This window comes from Planctopirus limnophila DSM 3776, from assembly GCF_000092105.1.
GTDB classification, from domain to species: Bacteria; Planctomycetota; Planctomycetia; order Planctomycetales; family Planctomycetaceae; genus Planctopirus; species Planctopirus limnophila.
In genome coordinates, this window is the sequence record NC_014148.1 from 809885 (window position 1) to 834610 (window position 24726).

The 24726-nt window shown below is 53.2% G+C and carries 17 protein-coding genes; 4 read left to right on the plus strand and 13 right to left on the minus strand.

The genetic code is table 11. From position 1 onward, the window contains the following. Positions 1 to 12: 12 nt before the first annotated feature. Positions 13 to 2898, minus strand: a complete 2886-nt coding sequence (locus PLIM_RS03340; protein ID WP_013108903.1) for an Hsp70 family protein — start codon at positions 2896 to 2898, stop codon at positions 13 to 15. A 311-nt stretch (positions 2899 to 3209) separates the two neighbouring features. Between PLIM_RS03340 and PLIM_RS03345 the strand changes: the two genes are divergently transcribed. Further along, complete coding sequence (locus tag PLIM_RS03345) at positions 3210 to 4886, plus strand: family 16 glycoside hydrolase (protein ID WP_013108905.1); 1677 nt, start codon at positions 3210 to 3212, stop codon at positions 4884 to 4886. Between the two features lie 259 nt (positions 4887 to 5145). On the opposite strand, the gene PLIM_RS24340 is transcribed toward PLIM_RS03345, so the two are convergent. Then, positions 5146 to 5307 (minus strand): hypothetical protein, encoded by a 162-nt coding sequence (locus PLIM_RS24340; protein WP_155523240.1) that lies wholly within the window; start codon positions 5305 to 5307, stop codon positions 5146 to 5148. On the opposite strand from PLIM_RS24340, the gene PLIM_RS03350 reads away from it, so the two are divergent. The 3 genes from PLIM_RS03350 (at position 5306) to PLIM_RS03360 (ending at position 7138) form a co-directional block, all read left to right on the plus strand. Beyond that, positions 5306 to 5779: a MarR family winged helix-turn-helix transcriptional regulator gene (locus tag PLIM_RS03350; protein ID WP_013108906.1), complete on the plus strand. Its 474-nt coding sequence runs from the start codon at positions 5306 to 5308 to the stop codon at positions 5777 to 5779. The genes PLIM_RS24340 and PLIM_RS03350 overlap by 2 nt on opposite strands. A gap of 108 nt (positions 5780 to 5887) precedes the next feature. Beyond that, positions 5888 to 6586: a pirin family protein gene (locus PLIM_RS03355; protein WP_013108907.1), complete on the plus strand. Its 699-nt coding sequence runs from the start codon at positions 5888 to 5890 to the stop codon at positions 6584 to 6586. 129 nt (positions 6587 to 6715) lie between these two features. Then, positions 6716 to 7138, plus strand: coding sequence for a DoxX family protein (locus PLIM_RS03360; protein ID WP_013108908.1), 423 nt, complete (start codon positions 6716 to 6718; stop codon positions 7136 to 7138). A gap of 101 nt (positions 7139 to 7239) precedes the next feature. Here PLIM_RS03360 and PLIM_RS03365 read toward each other — a convergent pair whose 3' ends face one another. The 11 genes from PLIM_RS03365 to PLIM_RS24510 all read right to left on the minus strand — a co-directional run bounded on the left by PLIM_RS03365 (position 7240) and on the right by PLIM_RS24510 (position 24229). Continuing rightward, positions 7240 to 8049 carry an RluA family pseudouridine synthase gene (locus PLIM_RS03365; RefSeq protein ID WP_013108909.1) on the minus strand — a complete coding sequence of 270 codons (810 nt, stop codon included), beginning with the start codon at positions 8047 to 8049 and terminating at the stop codon, positions 7240 to 7242. Then, entirely contained in the window at positions 8049 to 10268 is a 2220-nt protein-coding gene (locus PLIM_RS03370) for a prenyltransferase/squalene oxidase repeat-containing protein (RefSeq protein WP_013108910.1), read from the minus strand. The genes PLIM_RS03365 and PLIM_RS03370 overlap by 1 nt, the downstream gene beginning before the upstream one ends. A gap of 108 nt (positions 10269 to 10376) precedes the next feature. Next, complete coding sequence (locus PLIM_RS03375) at positions 10377 to 10967, minus strand: sugar transferase (protein ID WP_013108911.1); 591 nt, start codon at positions 10965 to 10967, stop codon at positions 10377 to 10379. Positions 10968 to 11010: 43 nt separating this feature from the next. Beyond that, entirely contained in the window at positions 11011 to 12051 is a 1041-nt protein-coding gene (locus PLIM_RS03380; protein WP_013108912.1) for an NAD-dependent epimerase/dehydratase family protein, read from the minus strand. Continuing rightward, positions 12051 to 13217: a glycosyltransferase family 4 protein gene (locus tag PLIM_RS03385; RefSeq protein WP_052301476.1), complete on the minus strand. Its 1167-nt coding sequence runs from the start codon at positions 13215 to 13217 to the stop codon at positions 12051 to 12053. The genes PLIM_RS03380 and PLIM_RS03385 overlap by 1 nt, the downstream gene beginning before the upstream one ends. Position 13218: 1 nt before the next feature. After that, positions 13219 to 13905, minus strand: coding sequence for a class I SAM-dependent methyltransferase (locus tag PLIM_RS03390; RefSeq protein ID WP_013108914.1), 687 nt, complete (start codon positions 13903 to 13905; stop codon positions 13219 to 13221). A 35-nt stretch (positions 13906 to 13940) separates the two neighbouring features. Next, a complete protein-coding gene (locus PLIM_RS03395; protein WP_013108915.1) occupies positions 13941 to 15092 on the minus strand; it encodes a glycosyltransferase in 1152 nt (383 codons plus the stop codon). 59 nt (positions 15093 to 15151) lie between these two features. Beyond that, a complete protein-coding gene (locus PLIM_RS23570; protein ID WP_196349522.1) occupies positions 15152 to 16489 on the minus strand; it encodes an O-antigen ligase family protein in 1338 nt (445 codons plus the stop codon). 41 nt (positions 16490 to 16530) lie between these two features. Then, entirely contained in the window at positions 16531 to 17907 is a 1377-nt protein-coding gene (locus PLIM_RS03415) for a lipopolysaccharide biosynthesis protein (protein WP_013108917.1), read from the minus strand. A gap of 73 nt (positions 17908 to 17980) precedes the next feature. Then, positions 17981 to 19114 carry an aminotransferase class V-fold PLP-dependent enzyme gene (locus PLIM_RS03420; RefSeq protein ID WP_041402801.1) on the minus strand — a complete coding sequence of 378 codons (1134 nt, stop codon included), beginning with the start codon at positions 19112 to 19114 and terminating at the stop codon, positions 17981 to 17983. Positions 19115 to 19447: 333 nt separating this feature from the next. Further along, positions 19448 to 24229 (minus strand): hypothetical protein, encoded by a 4782-nt coding sequence (locus tag PLIM_RS24510; RefSeq protein WP_449300296.1) that lies wholly within the window; start codon positions 24227 to 24229, stop codon positions 19448 to 19450. Between the last annotated feature and the right edge of the window lie 497 nt (positions 24230 to 24726).

The window sequence follows — 24726 nt, forward strand, 5'->3', positions numbered from 1 at the left end:
CTCTGCTTCTGTTCAGGACATCAGTGACAAACCTGGGGGGAGTTGGTCTCCCAGCAGTTGGCCAGCCGATTCCTGAGTGAATTCTCCACCTTCTTTCACCAGTTTCGCGAGATCTTCCGTCTCCGGGTGTTGATTCAGCCACTGCACGACTTCCTCTCGAAGTGCCTGGGGAAGATCGCGATAGCGGTCGTGTGTTCGTCTGGCGATTTGCGCCAGCGAAAGTCCCACGAGACCAATCGGCCCGCCACAAGTCATCAAGGCTGCCAGCATCGATTCGACCCGTTCGGGACTCAGCACATGGTCGAGAGAGCCATAGACCGGGGTTCTCTGGCCAAACCGGCCCAGCGACCAGATGGCGGCATCCATCGTAATGGGTGAGTTTTTCTGCTGCAGTGAGACTTCTGCCAGACCCGCCAATTCACTTCGAGTTGTTTTCGAAAGTTCTTCAAAGGCACCGAACATCCGCATCATTTCTGAGAGTTCATGGGAAGTCGGCCCCGATTTATTGGCAGATTTCCGGTGATCCAGACCTCGTTTGAGAGCCGTTTTCACCATTGAAATATAGGGAGCTGCAATGGCCTGCTGAATGCCGGCATTCAATCCTCCCGAAATTCTCCTCCAGAGAACCAGCACTTCAGCTCGAACCTGAGGGTCGGCATGAGTTAACTTGCCACTAATGGCTTTCCATGTTTCGGCAACTCTCCAGTCGTCAATGGCGACGCCATAACCCGGCCTCAGGCAGAACCCGACCAGATTGAGCCACCGGGCCTCATGTGCCGCAGATCGGCTGCGCTGGGCAGCGACATCCATGAGTGTTGTCCAGAGTGACCTGAGCAGAACTGGCGACCACGAATCACGGGGCGCTTCGAGGGCTTCAGAAAGTCTGGGCATCAACTCACGGGGAAGCAGGGGTTCGTCAGTAGGCCGGAAAGTGTTTTCTATCAATTTCATCGCCTGCTGTTGCAGTTGATCTTCAAACACACCGGCCTGTTCACCCTGGCCTTGATGTGCGGCCAGTTCGGTATGGGTCGCACTGCGGACATCAACGGCCAGATTCCATGATCTGGTTCCATCACATTCTCGACAGCTTAAATCGAGAGTGCCTAATTCTGTCAAACGGGCAGACAGTTGAGCGGGAATCCGACTGGCTTCTGTTTCCCGGCGGCTTTTCAAGACCGTACGAATGGGTGGGAGGGGAGTGAGTTGTTCGCGATCAATCGGGATGAGTGTCCCGGCCCGATCGGTAAGTCGTGTGCTCGAGCACCATAAAGGAAACTCGACGGGTTGAGAGAGCAACAGCCAGAATCGCTGATCCTGCAAATCCACTTCGGCACCGGGTTCAATACCGGCTGGCAAAACGCAGAGAGCTTCGTTGGTTTTCCCACCGAGCTGCAGATAGTAGCTGCGTGCCAGACCCGCGACGATCTTGACTCCCAGTCCTCGTTTGACCATCCCAAAGTAAGCCGCTCCACGTGCAACCGCCAGATCGAGCCGACCATGATCGAGTTCCTGGATTTTTTCGGCGGCTTGCGAGCTGGATAATCCCTGGCAAAACCAGTGGCGCAAGGTGTGCAGAACGCGGTCTTTCAAAACAGTCGATTCGAACACGCCGCCGTTAAAGAGAATCAGATCCGGGCAAGCAGGATCAGCGCTCAAGCTGGTCTGATGGGGTAGTGTGGCGTTCGCTCGCTGCTCAAGTTCACTCAAAGTGGCGCGGTGCTGTTCGAGAAACTGGGCCAGATATCTGGTGATGGCCGCATCGGGGGCGTAAGCCAGACCAAATTCTCGAAAGCCCATGGGGTGCGCAGCGGGGCGATCTTTCAGTTCACAAACAGGGAAGAAACCGTCGACCAGGCAAGTCTGGATTTCTTCGCGGGTGACTTCGTATTGCCTGCTTGAAGAAAGGAGTTTCGAGCCACTGCCCGCGAGAATCACCTTGGCAGATTCAGGGGGATTCGGGCCGAGTAAAGTTTCTTTGAGCACTCGGCATTTGCGAATTAAGGAAGAGAATTCGCGATGGGAAAGCTTGTCTTCGAGGTTGTATTTCTGCTCGACAAAATGGGCCAGTGCCAGGTCGAGATTATCTCCACCCAGGATCAGGTGCTGACCAACTGCCACGCGATGGAACTCGCACAAACCATCGGTTCGTTTTTGAACTCGAATCAAAGTGAAGTCTGTGGTTCCTCCACCGACATCGATGACCAGAATCTTCTGTCCAGGTTGGACGCGGCTTTCCCAGTCCACTCGATGGCGTTCAATCCAGGCGTAAAAGGCGGCTTGTGGCTCCTCAATAAATGTCACCCGGGGTAAGCCCGCTTCGCGAGCTGCTTTGATGGTGAGTTCGCGAGCGATCTCATCAAATGAAGCGGGCAGGGTAATAACGATCTGCTGATCAGCCAGAGGATCATCGGGCCATTGAGTCTCCCAGGCCAGACGGTAATGCTCCAGATACCTGCTGCTGGCGGCCACTGGCGAAAGCTTGTGAAGTTCGTCATCACCTTGCCACGGAAGAATAGCAGCTGTTCGATCAACCGCATGATGGCAAAGCCAGCTCTTGGCTGAGGAAATGAGACGCTGCGGATTCAAGCCGCCTTGCTCGCGGGCGAGAACACCGACCGCAGATAGCTGAGGCCGATCGCCTGGGGGTTGTGCCCAGGGGAGCTTCAGATCGGCGGCAGCCACTTCGCCAGGGGCAAATTCATAATGAAACGAAGGTAAAGTTTCCCGCTTCTCGATGACGCCCGGGGCGACCAGTTGTGGAGTTGACAGGATCTGCACTGTCTCTGGTGAGGTCTGGGTGTCGATGAATGCCAACGCGCAATTCGTCGTACCCAGGTCAATCCCGACAACAAATCGGGACCCGGTGGCAGATGGAGAAGCTGGCGATAGCGTCGTCACGGAGTGGCTTTCTCTCAACAGTTATACTGTCAGGCAGCGGATGTGTGAGGCATCTTTCTATGCAGCGAGAATTGCCCATGGCAAATTTTCAAGAACAGGGTTTTGCCTGAAGGGGCTGGCTTTCATTTCATCGCTGTTGCATTTCGAACCGCGCAGGTGTTCAATACTCAACAGATAAACAATTGCTGGTGAATTAAAGTTTGCCAGCTTTGAGTTAGATTTCATGAATCCGTGCCTGTCTGTTCTCCAATTTGCCAGCGGCAACACTCCCCACGCTCAACTGATGGACTCTTATTCCGAAAGGGTGCTTGATGCACAGACTTTTACAGTTTCTTATGGCCCAAAAGCCAATGATGACGCCCGCCATCTCGGCCTGGGCCTGTTTTTTCTGGCTGGCGAGCGTCTCGTTGTGTGTGGTGAGCTCAGGAAGTGAGCTTCAGGCCGAAGACAAAGCGGATGAAACAGGATTTGTTTCGATTTTCGACGGAAAAACTCTCGAAGGATGGGATGGAAATCCAGAATTCTGGAGCGTGCAGGATGGTGCCATTACCGGCATCACAACTGCTGAAAAACCTACCAAGGGAAACACTTTCATTATCTGGCGCGGTGGCGAGACGGCCGACTTCGAACTCCGGCTCGATTACAAAATTCAAGGTGGAAACAGTGGTATTCAGTACCGCAGCTTTGAAGTGAAGGATCAGCCCTGGGTCATCGGTGGGTATCAGGCCGACTTTGAAGCCGGAAACACTTACAGCGGTATTAATTACGGCGAACGTTTCCGAGGGATTTTAGCTCTTCGAGGTCAGAAAACCGTCATTGGCGAGAACCATAAGCCGGTTGTCAAAGAGCAGTTTGCCGAAGGTGCGGCACTGCAAAGTGCCATCAAGAAAGATGACTGGAACTCGTATCGGATTGTGGCCCGGGGTTTTCAGTTTGATCATTACATCAACGACACGTTGATGAGTTCTGTGATTGATGAAGATCTGAAAGATCGACGCGCCAAGGGGCTTCTGGCTTTGCAATTGCATGCCGGGCCACCCATGAAGGTGCAATTCAAGAATATCCGCTTGAAGACACTCGATGCGACTGCTGACAAAGTCTCCAGCAGCAAGGAACCGGCCAAGAAGAAAGTCCTGCTCCTGGCGGGAAATCGCAGCCATGGTTTTGGTGCTCACGACCATACGGCTGGTTGCACATTGCTGGCCCGCCTGCTCAATGAGAGTGGCTTGCCGATTGAAGCCACCATGCATTCGCTGCAATCACAGGGTTGGCCCTCACCTGAGGTGCTGTCTGCTGCCGACTCAATCGTGATTTATGCCGACGGCGGGGGCGGTCATCCCTTTAATTCCCATCTCGATGAATTGCAGAAACTGGTCGATCGAGGGACTGGGATTGTCTGCATTCACTACGGAGTTGAAACTGTTGCCGGCAAGCCCGGGCAGGCTTTTCTGGATTGGACTGGTGGCTACTTCGAGCCTCACTGGTCAGTCAATCCTCACTGGACAGCGGATTACAAGGCTTTCCCAGCGCATCCGATTACTTCAGGGGTCAAGCCATTTCGAATTAACGACGAGTGGTACTACCACATGAGATTTCGCGAAGGGATGGAAGGGGTCACACCAATTCTGACCGATCTCCCCGGGCCTGAGACACTCAAGCGGCCTGATGGTCCTCACAGTGGTAACCCGGCAGTTCGTGAAGCGATTGCCAAAGGTGAGCCACAGCATATGGCGTGGGCTCATCAACGGGCGAATGGTGCTCGCGGGTTTGGATGCAGCGGTGGGCACGTTCACTGGAACTGGGGACATCCCGAGTTTCGCCGACTGTTCCTGAATGGGATTGCCTGGACCGCCCAGGTCGATGTTCCCGCAGGTGGCGTCCCGATTGGTCAGGTCGGCGTGGAAGAGTTACTGGTCGGTCATGATGAGCAGATTCCAGAAAACTTCAACAAAGCTCGTGTTGAAGCCATGCTGAAAGAATGGAATTGATCGATTTTACTGGTCTTGCCAGCGATTCCTCGCTGGCAAGACTGCTGGTTTTGGTTGGTCGATGAACGACTAAGTTTTCTATTTTTCTATGTACTGGTGACATGATTTTCGGGTCGCCCATTTCTATCGACATCACGACTTGATGATGGAACCTTTTGGTTATCGATGCTCATCATTTTCTTGCTCAGATCTCATCACTCTGGTTACTGATTAACGGTTCTTCACTTCGACGTCCTGTCTCACTTTTCTGTTCTGATGTTTAACTATTCTGATACTGGTCAGTTTGCTTCTTCCCGGAAGCAGCGAACTCATTTTTCCAGTCGGCTGGCTCATGCAGAAATGCTGCCAGCACATCAACTGGAAAAGGGTTTGCAGGTCTTGAACTGACTCCAGCATTCGCTGATACGAAAGTCTGACTCATGAATACTTTCCAGAAACTCCTGGGAAAGCGTAGGCCCTTCACAGATCCGGCGGAAGAAGCGGCTTTGACCTTACTTCGAACGGCGGATCGACTCGAATACCGCTGCGGACAACTTTTTCGAGAGCATGGTCTCACAAATTCTCAATACAATGTGCTGCGGATTCTGCGCGGTGAAGGTGAACCCTTGCCCAGCCTGGAGATTGGCCGCCGTATGTTGCAGCCGGTCCCTGCCATGACAGGATTAATTGACCGTTTGCAAAAACTGGGTCTGGTTGATCGCCAGAAGATCCCGATGGATCGACGTCAGATTCTGGTGGGCCTCACTGAACAAGGTCGAGAGCTGATCTCTCAACTGGATGAACCCTTACGCAAGCTGATTTCCGAGATGTTCAGTAATCTCGATGAAGAGGGGCTGAAGCAGTTAACTCACCTGCTGGAAAAAACTCGCCAGCAGGTCGAACCCGACGCGTAAGGTTCTGCTGGAACGCCAGTAATACATGACATGTAATCTATCGACTGGTCATGCTGACATTGCTTGGCCGGTGGATTGTCACTGTCTGTCTGGTTAAGGCGTTACATCATGAAACAGGTACGTCGAGCTGAGGATCGCGGTTATTTTGATCATGGCTGGTTGAAGACGGCCCATACGTTCTCATTCGGCCATTACTTCGACCCGGGCTGGAATGGCTTTCATACACTCCGGGTCATCAACGAAGATGTGGTGGCACCAGGCCAGGGGTTTGGGATGCATGGCCACAAAGATATGGAGATCGTCACCATTGTGCTTCAGGGTGAACTGGAGCATAAAGACAGTCTGGGCAATGGAGAAGTTCTCCGCCCGGGCGAATTGCAGAGAATGACAGCGGGCAGCGGTATTCGTCACAGCGAATTCAACCCCAGTTCGAGTCAACCGACACATCTATACCAGATCTGGCTGTTTCCTGAGGAGAAAGATCTCACACCAGGTTATGAGCAGAAGCCATTTCCACGTGAAGAACAGTTGAATCAATGGCGATTGGTGGCTTCACGAGATGGCCGCGATGGCTCGCTAACTATTCAGCAAAAGGCGAATCTGTGGCTGACTGATCTCTCAGCAGGTCAATCGCTGCGAAAAGACCTTTCGACTTCGCACAAAGGATGGTTACAAATCCTGAAGGGTCAATTCCTGATCGATGGCCACGAGGTGCAGGAAGGGGATGCTCTCTACTGGAGTGAAGAAGATCGCCTCGATGTGGTCACGAAAGCCGATGGCCAGTTGCTGCTCTTTGAACTTGAATAATCTCGCATTCCAGTTCACAGCCAGTCAGTTGCTGCGTCCGGATTCTCCTGACGACGTTTCCAGAATTCTGTGATCATCGCATCTCTGCAAAATCACTCATACCGAACTCTTGATAGAAAGTGTATTCCCATGTTTCAGTCCCTCCTTTCCATTTTGGGGCGAGCCGCCCTCGTTGCGATTTTCCTGATGAGTGCTCTCGGGAATAAAATCCCGAACTATTCCAAAGTAGCAGCTTATATGGCGAACGAAGGTGTTCCCGCACCACAGATCCTTTTGGGTGGAGCAATTGCCTTTTTGATTGTCGGGGGTGCGTTGGTCCTCGTTGGTTACAAAGCCAGACTGGGCGCGACTCTGCTCCTGATTTTTCTGATTCTCGCGACGTACTTCTTTCATGACTTCTGGACAGTTAAAGATCTCGCCGCCAAGGAATTTCAAATGATTCAGTTCTTGAAGAACCTCTCGCTGTGTGGAGCCATGCTCTTCATCATGGCCAATGGCCCGGGAGCAGGAAGCCTCGAATCGGTCTTTTCCAAGCGTTCGGGAAAGAAGTAAACTGTATCGTGCAACCTCTCCGTTAAATCAAACGTCAGGCCACAAGATTTGAGCTGACCTCGTAGCGGGGTCAGCTCTTTTTATTTAAGTCGAAATGCGGCTCAAACTCCGCCAGCGAGATCTCTTTCTGGTTCTGGCCAATAACTGGCCCACTCGGCTGGGAATGGTGCATGGATCGTCACTTCATCAAAGCGAATGGGATGAGGGACAATGATCTGACTCGCATGCAAGGCGATCCGCTCGGATCCCCTCGGTTGTGTTGTGAGATTCGTCGTCGACTGCTCTTCAACCGTTCGTGTCGTCGTATCTCCAGCCTGTGGCGTTTGGTACTCCTGATCCCCCACGACCGGACAACCCATCGCTGCCATCTGCACACGAATCTGATGCATCCGCCCGGTCTGGAGTTCAATCTCCAGCAGGCTGCGACCTGCCACAGTACCGAGAAGACGGTAATCCAGAATGGCAGATTTACTCCCCGGTGTCCCTTCCGCCACGATCTGGCTATGGGCGGCTTGAGGATCCTTGAGAAGATAATTGGTCAGTCGTCCAGTCGTCTGTGGAGGCATCCCTTCCACCACTGCGGTATATGTTTTTTTGACTCGACGATCACGAAAGACCTCGGCCAGCCTGGCCGCGGCTTTGGAATTTCGAGCAAAGAGCATCACACCAGAGACTGGTCGATCCAGTCGATGGGGGATCCCCAGGTAGACATTCCCTGGCTTGGCATACTTCTCCCGAATCCAGTTTTTGACCCAGTTTTCAAGCGTGGGCAGCCCCTGGGGAACTCCCTGAGTTAACAGCCCTGCCGGCTTCCAGATGGCAAGAAGAGGACCATCTTCTAAGAGGATTTGAGGTTCGAGGCTCCAGGCAGGCTCGATCATCAGGTGTGTCGGCAGAACATTCGGGGACATCAGTTTTTAGCCAGCGGTTCAAGTTCAGCAACAGAAAGTGGAGTCTCTCCACGTTGCCACTGGTTGTAACCAATTTCCTCACGAAAGCGACTGAATCCACCACCAGGGCCGGTGATGGCCGAGAGTATGCCGTACTTTTTCGCTGAAAAGGCGAGTTCGCTCTTCTCGGAGAGATCCCACTCCTGTGTGTTCAAACCATGGATGGAAGTACCTGGCTTACGGGAATTGAGGAAAGCAATGGTCAGTTTGGAGGGGTCCACTTCGCCACCGTTAAAGAATTTACTGAAGCTGGGTGGGTCTTTCACAATGACGACCGGCTTCCCTTTGAATCCCACCCACTTGGAAACATTGTAAACGTTGTTCCGTCCTGTCCATTGGCGTCCGTTCGGGCTTCCATCAGCTCCCAGGAACGACATGCCCAGCGAATCGCACTTGAAGACATCGTGGAGTGCTTTCACACTGAGTTCGCCGCTGAATTTCTCTGCGACAAAGCCATCGATCGTATGCACAGCACTTGCATAAATGCCGATCGACAGCTCTTTTTGACCAGAGATTTCAAATCCTTTCGTGGCGAAAATCACGCTGTTATCGATTGTTACCTTCTGGTTATCTGCGACATCGAGTTGCATGGCTGTCGCACTGGTGGCCAGCAACGAATTTTTAACGACGATGACAGCGCTTCCTTTGGAACTGATCGCCACCACTCCGCGTTTGGTTCCTTCAGAGAGGGCGCAGTTAAGTAATCGCAACTGCCCGCCATTCACCTGCAGAATTTTCCATGGAATCGAAGACGATCCCGACGGTGGATCCATCTGCAATCGGAGTCCTTCCAGCGTGACGACACCACTGTCGATCGTGAACAGGGCACGGGCAATCTCATCTTTCTCAGGTCGATATCTCAGGCCAGTGCTGTCATATCCCACACCATACTCAAGCACGGGTGTGTAGCCGAAGCCTGCTGTGATCGTGACATCCTGCTTGAACAGATCGTTCTGGCAGCGATAGGGGCCATTCCCATCAATACGAATGACTTCCCCAGGCTTGGCAGCGGCCACTGCTTCCTGCAGGGAAGAAAAGCGTGGTAAGCCTTCGCGTCCCGGCAGACAAAAGGCTTGTTCAGGCTCCCCTTCCAGCAATCGCGAAATATCGCTGCCCAGATTGGCCTTCCTCAAGAACAAAACCGCAAAGGCGGTATCAGCCGGGCTTTCTTTGGAATCTGGCCACGAACCATCTGGCTTCTGAGCCTTCAAGAGAGCTGTGGCCCCTTGATCGAACCACTTCACGTCTCCGAGGCGTTCCAATCCCAGGAGCACACCCAGACGCTCAATGGACCACATGAAATAGCGGGCCGATCCGGGGCTCATCCCTTTGGCGTAGTAGCCAACTTGAGTGAATCCTTTGGCATAGACAGGATCTTGCAGTAACGTGGCTTTTTCGGCGCCTTTCGCGGTTGATGAATTGCGGGTGGCTGCATTCTTCTGAAGTTCTTCGCGAATCTTGGTGGCTCGTGCAACTGTCAGGCAGAACAAACCTGCTGATGTCATCGCACCTGTGCTATCCGTTTTCGTGCCCTTGGGGTTGTAAGGCCAGCCACCGTCTTCATTTTGCGAATCGACAAATCGTGCAGCGACCAGTTGCATCGCTTCATCGATCGGTACGCCGTACCGCGAACAGACCCACAACCCCAGCACACCAAACTGAGTACAGCTGTTATCTCCCATGCCAGCTTTTCGCTTCGGGGCACGGGCCGTGGACGAAAGCGAAGTCGCATCGACCGTCGGACAGGTATATGTCCACCCGCCGCTTTCCAACTGGCCAGCGAGTAATCGGGCGCCAATCGTACGAATCAAAGCCTTGTCGGCACGATCACCAACGCGTGCCAGGAGCAGTGCCGCCAGCGTGAGGTCGTACGTCTGTTTCAGCTCGCCATCAATCCCCCGTCGAACACTTTTGTAGCCTTTATCAACGACCGGGTCATACAACGGCACACCATTCTCAATGAGCGCGAGGGTACACAAAGCGGTAATCCCAACCTGGTGCCCTTCATACACCCAGCTTCCATCGGCCTCCTGCTTCGACTTCAGATATTCCAGCCCTTTGAGTCGCCCGGCTTCAATGGCCGCAGGATCGGCCGCAAAAGTGACGGACGAATGCGCCAAACTCTGTACGAAGGCAGCCAGCCCGATACCCACAATCCACAGGCGTAAAGATCGGCTCATTTGCCACTCCCTTTGCTCAAGCAAACGCATCAATAAGTTTTGATAATTTATTGAGTGTACAGCGAGCACCGGAGCAAGCAATGGGAGTTCAGCCAAAGCCCGGCAATTTCACGCAGCTCGACGACCTGCTGGTTCGTCGGCCTGACGCACTCCTTCTCGCCTTAACACCTTGATGGAAGTCATCCACAGAATCTGCAGATCAAACCACAAAGATTGCCGACGAGCGTACTCGGCATCTAAAGCGACTTTCTCGGGAATCGATAACTCATCGCGACCGTTGATCTGTGCCCAGCCCGTGAGGCCTGGCCGCAATAGATGGACGCGCTCCGCTGTCCGTGCTGCCACGAGGTCATCCTGATTGAACAGTGCCGGACGCGGGCCGACAAAACTCATATCACCCCGCAGAATCGACCACAGTTGCGGCAGTTCATCGAGACTCGTCTTGCGGAGAAAATGACCCACTGGCGTGATCCACGAACGTGAGTCAGTGAGTAAATGAGTCGCGACCACCGGCGTATCGATCCGCATCGAGCGAAACTTCGGCATCGGGAAAATTTCGTTGTTCTGGCCGACTCGGTTCGACCAGTAAAGTGCCGGCCCACGCGATGTCAGTCGCACCACGCAGGCAATCGCCATCATGAGCGGCAGCAGCACCATTCCTGCTGATAAGGCCAGCACAACGTCAAATGCACGCTTCACCTGAAAACCTCAATCTCGCACACGATCCTCATGGCCAACGGCTCTAAGCCGCCCGTTGACAATGTCTCGCCGATTCAAGAGTTTCGATCAAGTTCAGTTCGCCAGCCGCATCTCGCCAGCCATCCACCAGGGAAACTGCCGGAGCCATCCCCAGCTCCCGCCAAAGTGCCGACCCATCCACCGCCACATCTTCACACATTTTGTCCACCAGCCACCTGCCGACGGGTGCCTTCCGCCGAACGGCATGAAACATGGCCTCGACCACACCCAACCCACTCCGCGTCATGTTTCTGGGGATACGCAGTATTCTCGCACGTCCACCTGTTGCTTCGCGGATTGAAGCCAGGATCTCATTGAGTGAGTAAATCGTCGAGTCGCAAACATTCCAGATACGTTGTGTCGATGGATCGGCTTTCAACTCGGCAGCGATCAACCGCGAAAGATCAGCCGCATGGATCAACGTGCGGCGGTTCGATCCGTCGCCAATGCATGGCAGCACTCCATATCGTCCCAGCTTTAAAAGGGTTCGATAGTTCCCCTTGAGCCCCCGTCCCAAAACAGCGGCCAACCGCCAGATGGTGACATTCGGAAAGGTTAAGCCCACTTCCTCAGCTGCCAGCTTGCTTTCTGAGTACCAGTCGATTGGACAAGGAGCCGTCGATTCATTCACCACGCCCTGCTGAAAGGCCGAGCCATAAACATTGATGGTGCTGGCTAAAATCACACGTTTGACGCCGCATTCGCTGGCCGCCTCACAGACATGGCGGGAGCCAGCGACGTTCACTTGCCAATACTTCTGCTTAATGTCGCTCCCGGGATTATTGATATGTAGAAGTGCCGCCAGATGAATGACGGCAGCAGCACCGCTCATCGCCGTGGCCAGCGCACGCGTGTCGTCAAGATCGGCGACGACGGATTCATCAGCGATATCGAGTCCTACTGCCGAACGCCCCACGGCCCGCACATGAAAACCCGCCACTCGCAACCCCAGACAAACCTGCCGCCCCACCGCACCGGTTGCCCCAGTAACAGCGACGGTTTGCGGTATCACCTCACAGTGATTTTGATGAGTAGCAAACTCCATTATGCCGCTTTCCGACGTGTGATCGAATCGTCACTGACGGGTACGAGCCTTTGATAGAGTCGAATCGTCTGCTCTGCGATCAATGTCGAAGTAAATTCCTCTTCTACTAAACGACGTCCACCTTGTCCGAAGGTTTGGCGTATCTCAGGATGCGATAGTGCAAAATGTATCGCTTCTGCTAAAGCTGTACTCTCTTTAATGGGTATCAACCAGCCATTGAGCCCAGGGCGGCAAATTTCCCGGCAGCCTCGGATATCTGTCGTGATAATGGCCCTGCCGCAAGCCGCAGCTTCGAGGAGGACTTTTGGTAGTCCCTCTCCATAGAAGCTGGGGAGGCACACAAGTTGCGCCTGGCTGAAAACAGTTTGCATATCTGACTGGTGTTCCCACCATTCAATGACGCCATCTCGTTGCCATGCCCGCAACTGCGATTCCGATACATGATCAGGATTGTCTGTATCTGTCCGCCCCACCAGCACAAAGCGACTTTCACAACCCTTAGATCTTAGTAACTGAGCAGCATCCACAAATTGCTGCACGCCTTTAGACCACAGCATGCGGCAGGCCATGACAACAATCGATGGCTGTGCCGGTTCAGGCACCGGGTGAAATGACTCGATATCAACGCCCGCGCCTCGGATCAAACAGATTTCCTCTTGTCGAACGATCCCGGAATCGACCAACTCACGCTCGTCATCACTATTCTGAACGATGACTGGTGACCGAAGACCCAAAAAACAACCTCTAAGGATCGTCCGGATGGCGGTACGGCCCAACGCAGCCTTCCATCCTTTAGCGGCGAAGACATAACCCAGTCCTGCAAACGCATTGACGATCTGCGGCACTCCCGCCAAACGAGCTGCCAATGTACCCAGCAACACATTTTTTAATGCGACGTTATGCACAAGATCGGGTTGAAGCTCTCGCAGAATTTTCGCCAACCGGGTAACGACACGCAGATTGCTGAAAGGGTCAATCGAACGTCTCGGGCATGCAAACGAGATCACACGAATCCCTTCGGATTCGATTTTCTCTTGATAAGTGCTGGTACGTGTGACTAGAGAAACGCGGTAGCCCGCCGCCATGGCGGCCCTGGCCAGATGCAGGCGGTGCGACCAGAAATACCAGTCTTCACTGATCAGATAAACCAGATGTGGCTGCGTCACGTCAGGCGGCCCGTTCATGGAGGGAAGAGTTGGCCGACTTGGTGGCCGTCAACAGAAACCCTGTCGTTGCCGATGGGGTTCGATGCCCCCGCTGCAAACTCCCCGGCAACCGTGCCAGCAGGTGATTGGCCAGCCGCAAAGGGGCAAACAACCACCCGGGCGAAGCTGTCGAACAAAGATCGGAAACGACATGCAGGCGATGTCCGTGAGAAATAATCTCCACGTTGTCAAACTCTTTAAAGAGCGATTCGAGGCAATGCCGGGTGGGTCGCCAGAAGTCGTAAGGGTCGCCATGCTGATGAAACATGAACGGGACAGAAAGCACCACACGACCGCCCGGCTTGAGCACGCGCGTAATCTGCGAACAGAGTGTGAATGGATCCGCAATGTGTTCCATACATTCGGTGGCCACGACGCAGTCAAAGCGTCCGTCTTCAAAGGGCATACTGAGGACATCGGCCACCACGTCAGTCACGCCGGGTACTTCTTCGATATCGAGGCAGACATACTCCTGGGCGCCCTGGAACAGATGCCGGTAAGGATCATGCCCCGCCCCGCAGATCAGGACCGATTTGCAGGCTGAAAGATCCAGCTGCCGCAACGACTTCTCCAGCAGCAACCGCCGCGAAGTCGGCAACATCTGACGCACCCAGTGCCGGGGATTGAGGAGAGAATGACGTATATTCATTATATAAAACCTTAGTATCAATCCATGAGAAATACTCATTGCATTTTAGAGTTCACATTCGTTATCACTTCGCGCCAGGAATCAATATGCTGCATGGTTGTTGCCTCGATGCCGAACTCATGCACAATTCGCTCGCGACATGATTCGCCCAATTCCAGTCGGGAAGCCTCACTTTTAGATGCAAACTCAAGCATCGCTTCGTGAAGTTTATCAACACTGTGTTTTGGTACCACGACCCCACAGTCGCCTACGACAAAGCTGGAACCTCCTGTATCGCTGACAATACAGGGAACTCCACACGCCATCGCCTCGCCGATACTGTTGGGAAATCCTTCGTCAACATTCGACATGAGGACTCCGACATCAAGACTCATCTGAATCGACTTCACATCGCTGCGAGGTTGTAAGAAGTGAAAGTGCGAACGGTGTTCACAATCTTTAAGGATCTCCTGAAACACAGGATCATCCCCAGAAATGCCATGGCCGAACAGGACAAACTTGGCATTTGAAACCTGAGCACAAGTCAGAACGGCTGCCCGAAGGAATGTCTCGTGATCTTTTGACTTATGCCGCCTGGCAACCATTCCAAACAGAATCTCATCTTTCGCAACCTGCAATTCTTCACGCACCTGTTTTCGAACCAGAGGATCCGAACGGAACAGATCAGAATCGAAGCCATTAGGAATCATCCTGAGTTTATCTTTAGGATATTTCAGCCGTTCATGAGTTAAGAGGACAGAAGGTGAATTTCCAATGATGAGCGATGGAATCCACCGCGAAATAGAGGCACAAAGAAACCGAAAGAAACGTGCCGTTCTCCCTGCGATGTCGTCGCCAGCGGCGGTACGGAGATTCCAGACAACGGGCACCTTTCTTGCGACACATTTGGTCAGTAGGCCGCCAAAAAAATCAGATTGATAAAGCCATGTCACAACCACGTCGGGTTGAATCACTTTCAGCAATCTGAGCAATTTTATACAAGCAATCGGCACCGTAAGTGAATAATCCATCCGGATGCAATCTACTTCGCAGCCCAAGCTACGGAATTCCTCTCCTAAATTGCCTCGTGATGTCAGCGAAACAACAAATGAACAAATACCTTTTGTGGAAGAATAACGCACAATTTTCTGAAGAGCTCTTTGTGCCCCTCCGAGTTCAAAACTGTTGATGATATGAAGTACTTTCATCAAATTTTTCAACTAGCAGGAAGACAAAACGACCAGAAAGGGGCGAGAAAATCACAATATCAAGCAGCGGTTCGCCGTCTGCTTACAACTAAAGGGTCACGATATGCGCGTATGTCCTTCGCCAGATACATTCCATGAGACTTACATGAAATGAAACCTAACAGAAGTAGAACGCCCCGTAAGTCAAGCACATTGTGAGAAAAAAAACCATATAAAATCACCGTGCATATCATGCATATAGCCATCATGTCACGCCGATGAATCGCCCGCAAAAGAATTGTAGCAAACAAGGTAGCAAGCAGGATTAGGGCCGGAAGACCATTATCAAGGAACTGAGCAATATAAATATTATGTGGGCCTTGATCGTGAATCAGAGAATAAGAAAAACGTGTTCCCCAGCCCAGAACAGGTTCTTTCCATGCAAGATCCAAGAAATATTTTGCAAGATGGGCGCGATAATCATCTTTATTGAAGACAACGTCAAAGTCCCCATTAAGAATTGCTGTTGCCCTCGCTGAACCACTTCCTTGGCTTGTGTTTTCAACAACCATGCCTATGACTATGGGCGCAGTGATGGCCATTAATGACGCAGTGATTAGGCCAATGAGAATTGTACCCCAGCCCTTCCTGCAAACGACTGATAAAAATAGAACGCATACGCATGCGAGAACGCATAAGCCGCTTCGTGAGTATGTGGCAAAAACGCAGCCGAGTGAAAGGCAAATTGAGCAGAATGACATCAAGTCAATGATTCCGTTTCTCCAATCCAGAGACAAAATGCATAAAAAGCAGATACAGAATGCTCCGTCATTCGAGTTCATGGCGAAACCGGCGCTTCTGCTGGGTACTGTTGAGAATGTCCCCGGATTGATCAGGTCGATTGCGATGCTGATCGAATATGCACAAAGCCACAGGAAGGAAACAGATCTCCAGACCGTGTAGGAATTATGTCCATTAACGCTAAGCGCAATTCCAATAAACAACCCGAAAACAAAGCATATGCCATCAAAAAGGGGAAGTACGAGATAATGCTCTTCGGTTCCCTTTGCAACGCCGAACATGACACTGCAAAAAGCACCCCATCCACTAAGCAGGAGCATAATGCCAAGTGGAGCGCCGACAGTGCTCAATTGCTGAAAAAGGTACGGTAACCGCACAGTTCTACTGCTAAAAGCAGTAAACAGGCATCCTGCCGCGATAAGCATGATCCATGGATTTGGTGCATCGAATCTCACGGAGAGCAGATCATCAGCTTTTGCAACAAAGAAGCAAAGAAAAACGCCTCCAAGGACCGGCAAAAACCACTTTGTTTTAGCAGTGCGAATGTGTGTGGAAGAGCTATACAGGTTCTGAGTCCTGTATCGATTGACGGCGATCACTGAGCTGTTTGCTAGCACGTTCGCTTGCCTTTTGTTCATCGAGCGAAGATGTCCTGGGGTTAGGCCGCCTTACCTGTAAGTGACGATCGATCGTCGTTGTGTTTGATCTTGTCTGCTGTTGGCCCCACGAGAGCGAAGGAAAATGGATCCACATTTAGATCAAGGTGGGTGAAGATCATTTTTCGGGAGTATAATGCATAAAAAACAGTGATTGCCGAAACACTGACAGCCATTCCAGATGATCCCAGCAAACTACCGGAGATGAAGTTCGATATGATGGTTGCTAAGCCGAAGATGAAGGTTATTCTGAGTAATACTCCCTCTTTTCCGCTCATTGCGAACAAAATGTTTCCAGTTCCGATGGATGCTACAAGTACCCATCCGAATGAGATTATCGAGGTTAGTAGGACCATTCTTGCATCGAATCGAGGTTCTGTTGAAGTAATCAGGAGTGACGTGCTGACAGCTACAATGGCAGCAAAGATGGTGATAAGTAAGTTGATTCGTGCTGCTTTTGTAACTAATGATTGCTGCGGTTGGTGAACTCCAGTCTCGTAAAGTCCGGTGAATTTGGCTGCTACTATGCTATCGATGATTGGAACGCCAAAAATGCATATCCCAGCAATTTTGGCAGCGAGACTGTAATATGCGACTTCCTCAGCGGTGGCTACCATGCCAAGGATGATGACGTCTGACTGTCTTAGTGCTAATTGTGCAAGGCCTGTGATCAGTAATGGCCAACTGGCTTTCCACCATTCATTTTTATTCTCATTCACTAGATGAGCAATGTGGTGTGATTTCTCTTTTCGTGTATTTGCGCATCCAATGGTAAGCAGTGCCAATGACGAGAGTGATCCTAGCAGGTAGCTTGCAAACGCTTCCGATATTGTTGAGCTGTTGTTGCCGCTGATGACAAATAAGGATAGCAGTGCGATTAGCGGCCTTACGCAGTTTAAACCAAATGTTGAGAGTAAAACTTCGGCCTTGCCTCTTAGTTCTGCAAACAGAACGTTTATGCAAGTGTTTACTGGTATGAGGAGAGCCGTGAATGCGATTTCAAGGGTGTACTTTCCTTCGAATTGTAGGTTCCAGAGTCCTCCAAGTGTTAAAGTTAGAATGGAAAGGATTATCGACGCAAATAGTATACGGCGATACCCCCAGCTTATCAGGGCTGCAGAGGTGGCGTTACTTTTTGTTGAATCATATTTGGCTATAAACCTTGTCATTGTGAAGTCAATACCAAGGGCAGCGAGCCGAGCCATTATTAGAGACCACGCTAAGCAGATTACAAATACACCATATTCGTTTGGGCTCAGTTTGATTGCGAATAGGCCAAACATGGCTAATTGAAGCGTGTAGCCCAAGCAGTGATTTAGGAATGCAATGAGGGATTCTGGTTTTACTTGGAGGAGTTGCCTGACAGAATTCAATGGCATGAGTCGTCCATCCACGAAAACTTCGCCAATTGAAGTAATCAGTGAGAGTTAACCGAGATCGCTCAGTGCGTGTTCATCGGCTTAAATTGTGGAACTTCAGATGTTCATCATCACGAGGAACGCACTCACCACTCACGCGTAGTGTGCCGCCGGTGGGGAGGGTGCCTAGCCATTGGTGGCAGAGGGGGGCGCAGTGTAGGCCGGGGCGGGCTTCCATGCCGTATTCCTGTTCAAAAATGACTGCTAAATCGTGCGGCGAGAATCCTTCCGCCGTCACGCTCAAAATGTTCACGCTGGAACTCTCTGGCAAAATTAGCCGAATTCCCGGAAATGTGGAAAGAGCAATTTGCCAGCCTAAGCGTGAAAATTGCTCGCGCTCTTGAATTTCCTTCAATGATTGCCCGGCTAACCAATCCAGGGCGGCGGAAAGTCCGGCGATGCCGGGAAGATTCTGATTGCCGGCCTCGAACCTGGCGGGCCCGGCGGTGGGTGGGGCGAGATCTTCGCTGGCGAGGCCTGTGCCGCCCAATCGCCAGGGGGAAATTTCTTCATCGAGGCCCGCTCGAATGTAAAGCAGGCCGGTTCCCAGAGGGCCCTTCAAGCCTTTGTGCCCCGCCATGGCAAGGATATCCACAGGCTGGGAGGACATATCCAGCGGGAGAATCCCGGCGGTTTGCGCGGCATCCACAAGATAGATAACGCCCGCTTCCCGGCAGATTGTGCCCAGGTCGTCGATGGGCTGAATGACGCCGGTGACGTTGCTGGCGTGGGTGGTGATGACGAGCCGGGTATGGGGCCTGAGTGCAGCGCGGAGATCGGCAGGTTCAATCCAGCCTTGCTGGTTAGGAGTGAGCAGGGTCTGGGTGATGCCGAGGGTTTGTTGGAGCCAGGCGAGGGGGCGGAGGACGGAATTGTGCTCGAGCAGAGTGGTGACGACGTGGTCGCCGGGCTTGAGCAAGCCGCGAATGGCGAGATTGAGACTATCGGTGCAGTTGAGGGTGAAGACGAAGCGATCGGGAGGGGCATTGAAGAACCGACCGACTTTGAGGCGGCACTGATCGATAATCGATTGGGCTTCGAGAGCAGAGCGGTAGGCGCCTCGGCCGGCGGGAGCTCCGCATTCGGTGAGGTACTTGAGCATGGCTTCGGCGACACCGGGGGCTTTGGGGAAGCTGGTGGCGGCGTTGTCGCAGTAAAGTCGGGGCATGGAGGAGTTTGGTGTTTGTTGGTTGATAGTTGATGGTTTGTGAAAGGCTTGTTTGAGGAATGGCTGAGGTTTGTTTGCCTGGGCATGCTTGCCCAGGGCTGCAAGCATGGCACGAGGTATTGATCCAATGCCGAACATCAAATGCCAAATACCATCCCTGTAAAATAGAAAACGCCGCAGTCACTGGCCAGTGACTGCGGCGGGCGAGGATTTGCGACGGATCCTCGTCAGGTGGTGATTTTGATTTCCTGCGGCCTGGGCGACGTGGATCGGAGTTCTGGTCGATCAGGTCAGGAATCGAATCGGGAGTACCTGGTTTTCACTTGTGCGGGGTTAGTCGATTTCGACGCCCAGCAGCTCTTCTTCTTCTTCCTGGATCACGATTCGAGGTGTCACCATGAGCATGAGACTCTCGGTTTCGCGACCCACACCGGAGTTCTTGAACAACCGGCTGACGTAAGGAATCTTGTTGAGGATGGGGACACCGGCCATGTTCCGTCCTTCGCGGAGTCGCTTCACGCCACCCAAGAGGACGGTACCACCATCGGGCACACTCACTGTGGTGAGCACAGTGACCTGCTCGACCACGGGGAGCTGAACGACCTGGGCAGGCTGCTGAACCTGACCGTTCTGGTTGTTGCCGTTCTGGTTGTTACCGTTCTGGTTGACCTGGCCCATGGTGACACGGCTGGCCTGGTTGGCAATCGGGGCAGAGCCACCGAAGCCACCGATACCACCGAATCCAAACTGCTGCTGTTGCTGATTACCACCGGCCTGAACACCGCCAAAGGCCTGACCACCACCAGCACCGCCTGCCTGGGCCTGGTTACCGGTGACACCACTGGCTGTCGAGAAGGTCTGAACATCGGTGATGCTGGTGAAGTTGGGGATGATGGTCAGGCGGACGTAGCGGCGGTCGGCAGAGATCACGGCGGTAACCGTCAAGCTCACACCTTCGGGGAACTGCTGAATCTGTGGCGTCTGGATAGCAGCACCGACACCGACTGTCGTGTTGTAACCAGTGACGAAGAAGCGGTTCACCGTATCGGAGACGGTGGCTGTCTGGCCGTTGAACAAGGTCAACTTGGGGGCAAACAGCAGGTTGCTGCGGCTATCGCCTTGAGCGGCCTGGATGAAGAAGAACGCTTCGAGGTCACTCAGGATGGCCAGACCGGTGGTAATACCGGCGGTGGGGTCAAATCCACCAAAGTCAGGCACACCGATATCGAACGATCCTTGACGGAAGGGGATATCCAGATCGGGTGTGAAGCTGTTCTGGCTGCCCAGACCAACAATTGTGCCACCCTTCTGATAGCTGCTTCGCTGAGTCGTATTTCTCGTTGGTTGTGTTCCAAAGAGCCCGGCTCCCGCTTGACCAGCGGTGCCAGCGGTGCCAGCGGTACCAGCGGTGCCGGCAGTCCCCGTAGTGCCTGTCGTGCCCGCAGTATTCGCTGATGAAGTTCCTTGTGTGGGCAACTGCACGGCACCGAATGGTGGCAATGGCAAGCCCTGGTTGTCGGTTTCCGGACCACCGACTGTCGAGTTGACGTTGAAGTCAAAATCGACACCGATGCGTTCGAAGAAGCTGTCGCTCACTGTCACGAAGCGGACTTCGACTGTCACCTGAAGATCCTGCAACCGACGGAGCTGCTTGAGCAGATCGGTGATTTCTTCATGGACGGCCTGGGTCTGGCGGATGACGAGCGAGAGAGTGGTTTCAAATCTCTGAATCGATGCCGGTCCACCGACCTGTTCCCAACTATCGGGAGCGATGGTGCGGGTGATCAGTTCGATCAGTGTGTCGTAATCGGTGCTTTGAGTGGGCTGCTGAGGAGCACGTGGATTGCTACCGACCTGATTCAGGCCACCAGCGACGTTTGGTGCCACCTGAGCCATCGACTGGCCACCCATGCCGCCCATCCCGGCGGGGACAGACATCATGCTGCCGGCTGCCTGGTTGAGGCTGCCATTGCGAGGATCGACATTGTTCATGCCGACACCGACACCTGTGGCGAAGTTGGGAATAGGGACCACGAGGTCGGCGACCGGGTAGGTTACGGCAATCATCTGCCCCTGCTGACGCAGACGGCTGGTGATTTTGAGGACGTCGTCCTGGATCATGTAAGCGAGGTTAAAGCGTTCGAGAATCAGGTTCAGCACGCTCTTCAGAGGAATGCCATCAACATCGATGCTGACGAGAGCGTCGGTCGTGGCTCCTTCTTCTTCCACACCACGAGGATCGATCACAATGTTGATATCCGTCATGGCGGAGATCTTCTTGATGACTTCACCCAGGGGGACGTTGTCTTCGTGCAGGGAGACAGCCCGGTTCAGGCTTTCCTGGATCTTGAGTTCGGCATCGGTTCGCTTGCGGTTATCGGTCCCGAATTTCGAACGACGAGCTGACAGATCCTTCCAGTTTTCTGGATAGGCCACTGGGTTTTCATCGCCCACGTTCACGAGCATGGCCTGCTCGACATCGTTGAACATCTTCCAGTGAGATTCGTCTTTACGATCTTTGAGCTGAGCGTTGATCTCGTTGCGGCGAGCATAGCGAGACTTGTAGATCAAAGTTTCGGAAGTAGGTTCACTGGGGTTGAGTTCTTTAGCCTTCTTGGCAACGACTTCGGCTTCGGCGAATCGCTTCTGCTTGAAGAGTTCGTTGAATTCTTCGACCAGCTTGGCATATTCCTGCTCGATGCGGATCTTGGTTTCGGTCGAACCCTTGATGCGAGCGAGCACTTCTTCGTTGTGACGCTTCTGATCAAGGTTTGGCTTACGCTGCTCAATTTCGTTGGTGAGCGAAACGCGAGTCTTGCCCAGAGAAGACTGTAGTTGAGCCATCGATTCTGGAGAAAGCTCGGAGCTTTCGATGGTGGCCAACTGGCGATCAATCATCTGGAGGGCAGTTTCGGGATCTTTTTCGCGAAGCTGCTCAGCCTTGAAGATGGTGCTCAAAGTTTCTGTGCGTAGACGATCAAACTGGAGCGACTTGGCCTTGGCGGCGTCATCAATCACGCCACCTTCGGTCAAAGCTGGGCCACTTTCGGTCTGATGGTTCACCATCTGAACATCTCGGCCACCCTTAGGTGCGAGTTCCCGCATGTAATCCCGCAATCGCTGAGCGCGGAAGCGATCGAGCTTCTGGCCAGATTCGTAAGCCTGGCTGAAAGCCTGGTAGGCTGCTTCGCGATTGCCGCGATTGAGTTCGAACATGCCACGGTTATAGAGATCGATTGCAGAAAGTCCCTGAGCAGCAGCAATCGGGGCTGGTGCCTGAGGATCATCTTCCCAGGGGGAAGCTGCCGGAGTCTGATCAGCTCGTGCCAGATCGACGGCAGCAGACTTGGTTTCACCGGCTGGCACTGTAGCACCGGCGGGTTGAACCTTGGTACGACTGGCCATCATAGTGGCGGATTCGGCTTCGATATCGGCGAGAACCGCATCAGGAGTGTCAGCAAAGACTTCGTAAGCCACGTTCATCGCTTCGGCTTTGGTGGCCAGAGCGCGAGCCTTCTCAACCTGACCAGCAGCCAGTGCATTGCGAGCCTGCTTCAGCAGTTCAGAAGCTTCCGTGCGGGCCTTGATGACGGCGGGATCTTGATCTGCGACGGTAGCACCACTGGCGGCATTGTTGCCCCGTGTGGCCATACGAGCGGCATCGGCAATCACGATCTCCGGACGATCTTCGAAGAGCTGGTAAGTCACTTTGTTGGCACTGGCCAGCTTTTCTGCGTCCATGGCCTTACGACGAGCCTCTTCAATCAGTCCACCCTTCAAAGCCGAACGAGCTTCGACCAGCAACTGGGTGACCTGTGCTTTGGCAGCGTTATCGGCGTTGGACTTGGGGGCATCCTGGGCAGCAGAAGCCTGAGCGATTTTCGCGGCAGACTGGCTGCGAGTTTCAATTTCGGAAAGAATCAATTCGGGGCGATCATCGAAGAGTTTGTAGGAAGCACCGATTTTCTGAGCTTCGATGGCTTTGGCTTTGGCAACACTCAACTGTCCGGCCTGCATGGCTTCGCGAGCTTCGAGAATCAGGGCAGTGGCTCGCTGGCTGGCCGCTTCTTCTGGTCGCTGCTCGGAAGCCATGGTGACTGTGGGCTTGGTCGCTGCCCCAGTCACAGTGGTGGTTCCCTGCTTACGATCCAGATCGGCGATCACCAGTTCGGGGCGATCATCAAAGAGACCATAGCTGACTTTCAGCTCCATGGCCGAAAGTGCCTTCTTGCGGGCGGCATCGTAGTCACCGGTCCGAATGTCGTTACGGGCGGAAGTGACCAGTGCTTCGGCTTGAGCCTTGGCGGAACTACCTGTCAGTCCTTTCACGGCAGGTGAAGATGCCTCTTCATCAGCAGTCAGGCTGGCCCAATCGGGAGTCTGGCCTGAGGTGAGTTGAATTTCGCTCTTAGGAGCAGGAGTTGACGGTTCGGCCCAGGCCATCTGATCGGCTTTGGCAGATGTTCCATCCTGCAGCATGGCCAGAAATTCACCGGGTGAAACTTCACCCTTGGAGAATTTGAGGCGAGCCTCGCGAGAGATCTGGAAGGCCTGGGTTGCCAGAGTGGTCGCATCTTTAGTGCGCCCCTGCTGTGCAGCCACTTTGGCCTGCGACATCAGTCGCTCGACACGAGTCTTGGCCGCCTCATCGACACCAGCCGGGAGACTGGAGCCTTCGGGCGACTGAGACCGGATCGAACTCTGGTCGGCCGAAGTGGACCTGCTGGCCACTGGCGAACCCGATGTTCGCTGGCGGGCCCGGCTCAGGTACTCGGTAGCGACCTGACGTTCGGCCAGGTTGAGTTCGCTGTTGTTGACACTGCTGGAGAGAAGGAGCGGAATCGCTTCTTCGTACCGGCCACGCAGGTAGAGCTCTTTGCCCCGCTTGAAAGCGTCTCGGGCAGCCATCGCCTGCTGTTCTGTCCGCGGGGCATTCCCGGCAGACAATGTCCTTGTTGTGGTCGCAAGATTTGTCAGCCAGAGTGCAGCGGCGACCAAACTGCTGCACGCGATCAAACCAATGACCCTACCCAAGGTAGCCTCCTCCATAAGGCATGCGTGATGCGCCCGACTTCCTGTCATGCGTCCGCGAGTGATGTGATAGTTGGCTGGCATTCAGGGAACGATCAGTCTGGCGTTGCCTTGCCGCCGGTTTGATCGCCGTCGAGTTGGCTGAAGAACGCTGGGTTCCTCAATCGAATCGACATTCATTGAACGTGTGATTGGAACAGAATGAAGAGTGCTGGAAATGGAGACCTGATCCGGGAAGACCATGAGACCGATTGACACCATCTCTTCATTACACGGAGAGTGGTATTTCAAACCTGAAGGATTGGTCAATACGGAGTCGGACTCGTGACCAAGAAATTTTTTTCGTAACGTTTGCTGTTTGCTGGAGTTTCGGCAATTCCTGCCATCCTGTGGTCAAAATGGAGACTCGATCCGTCAGAATGGCTGTTGGTGACTGGTGAGCCCGGAAGTTGAATGCTGCCGACAATGGGGATTGCGGTTCCAAATGGGAAGAGAATAAATTCTGTAACCTATTTTATAATAACGGGTTGCAGGGAATGACGTGGTTGTGGGTTGCCCGGTTTAGTCAGGCTTTTGGAAAA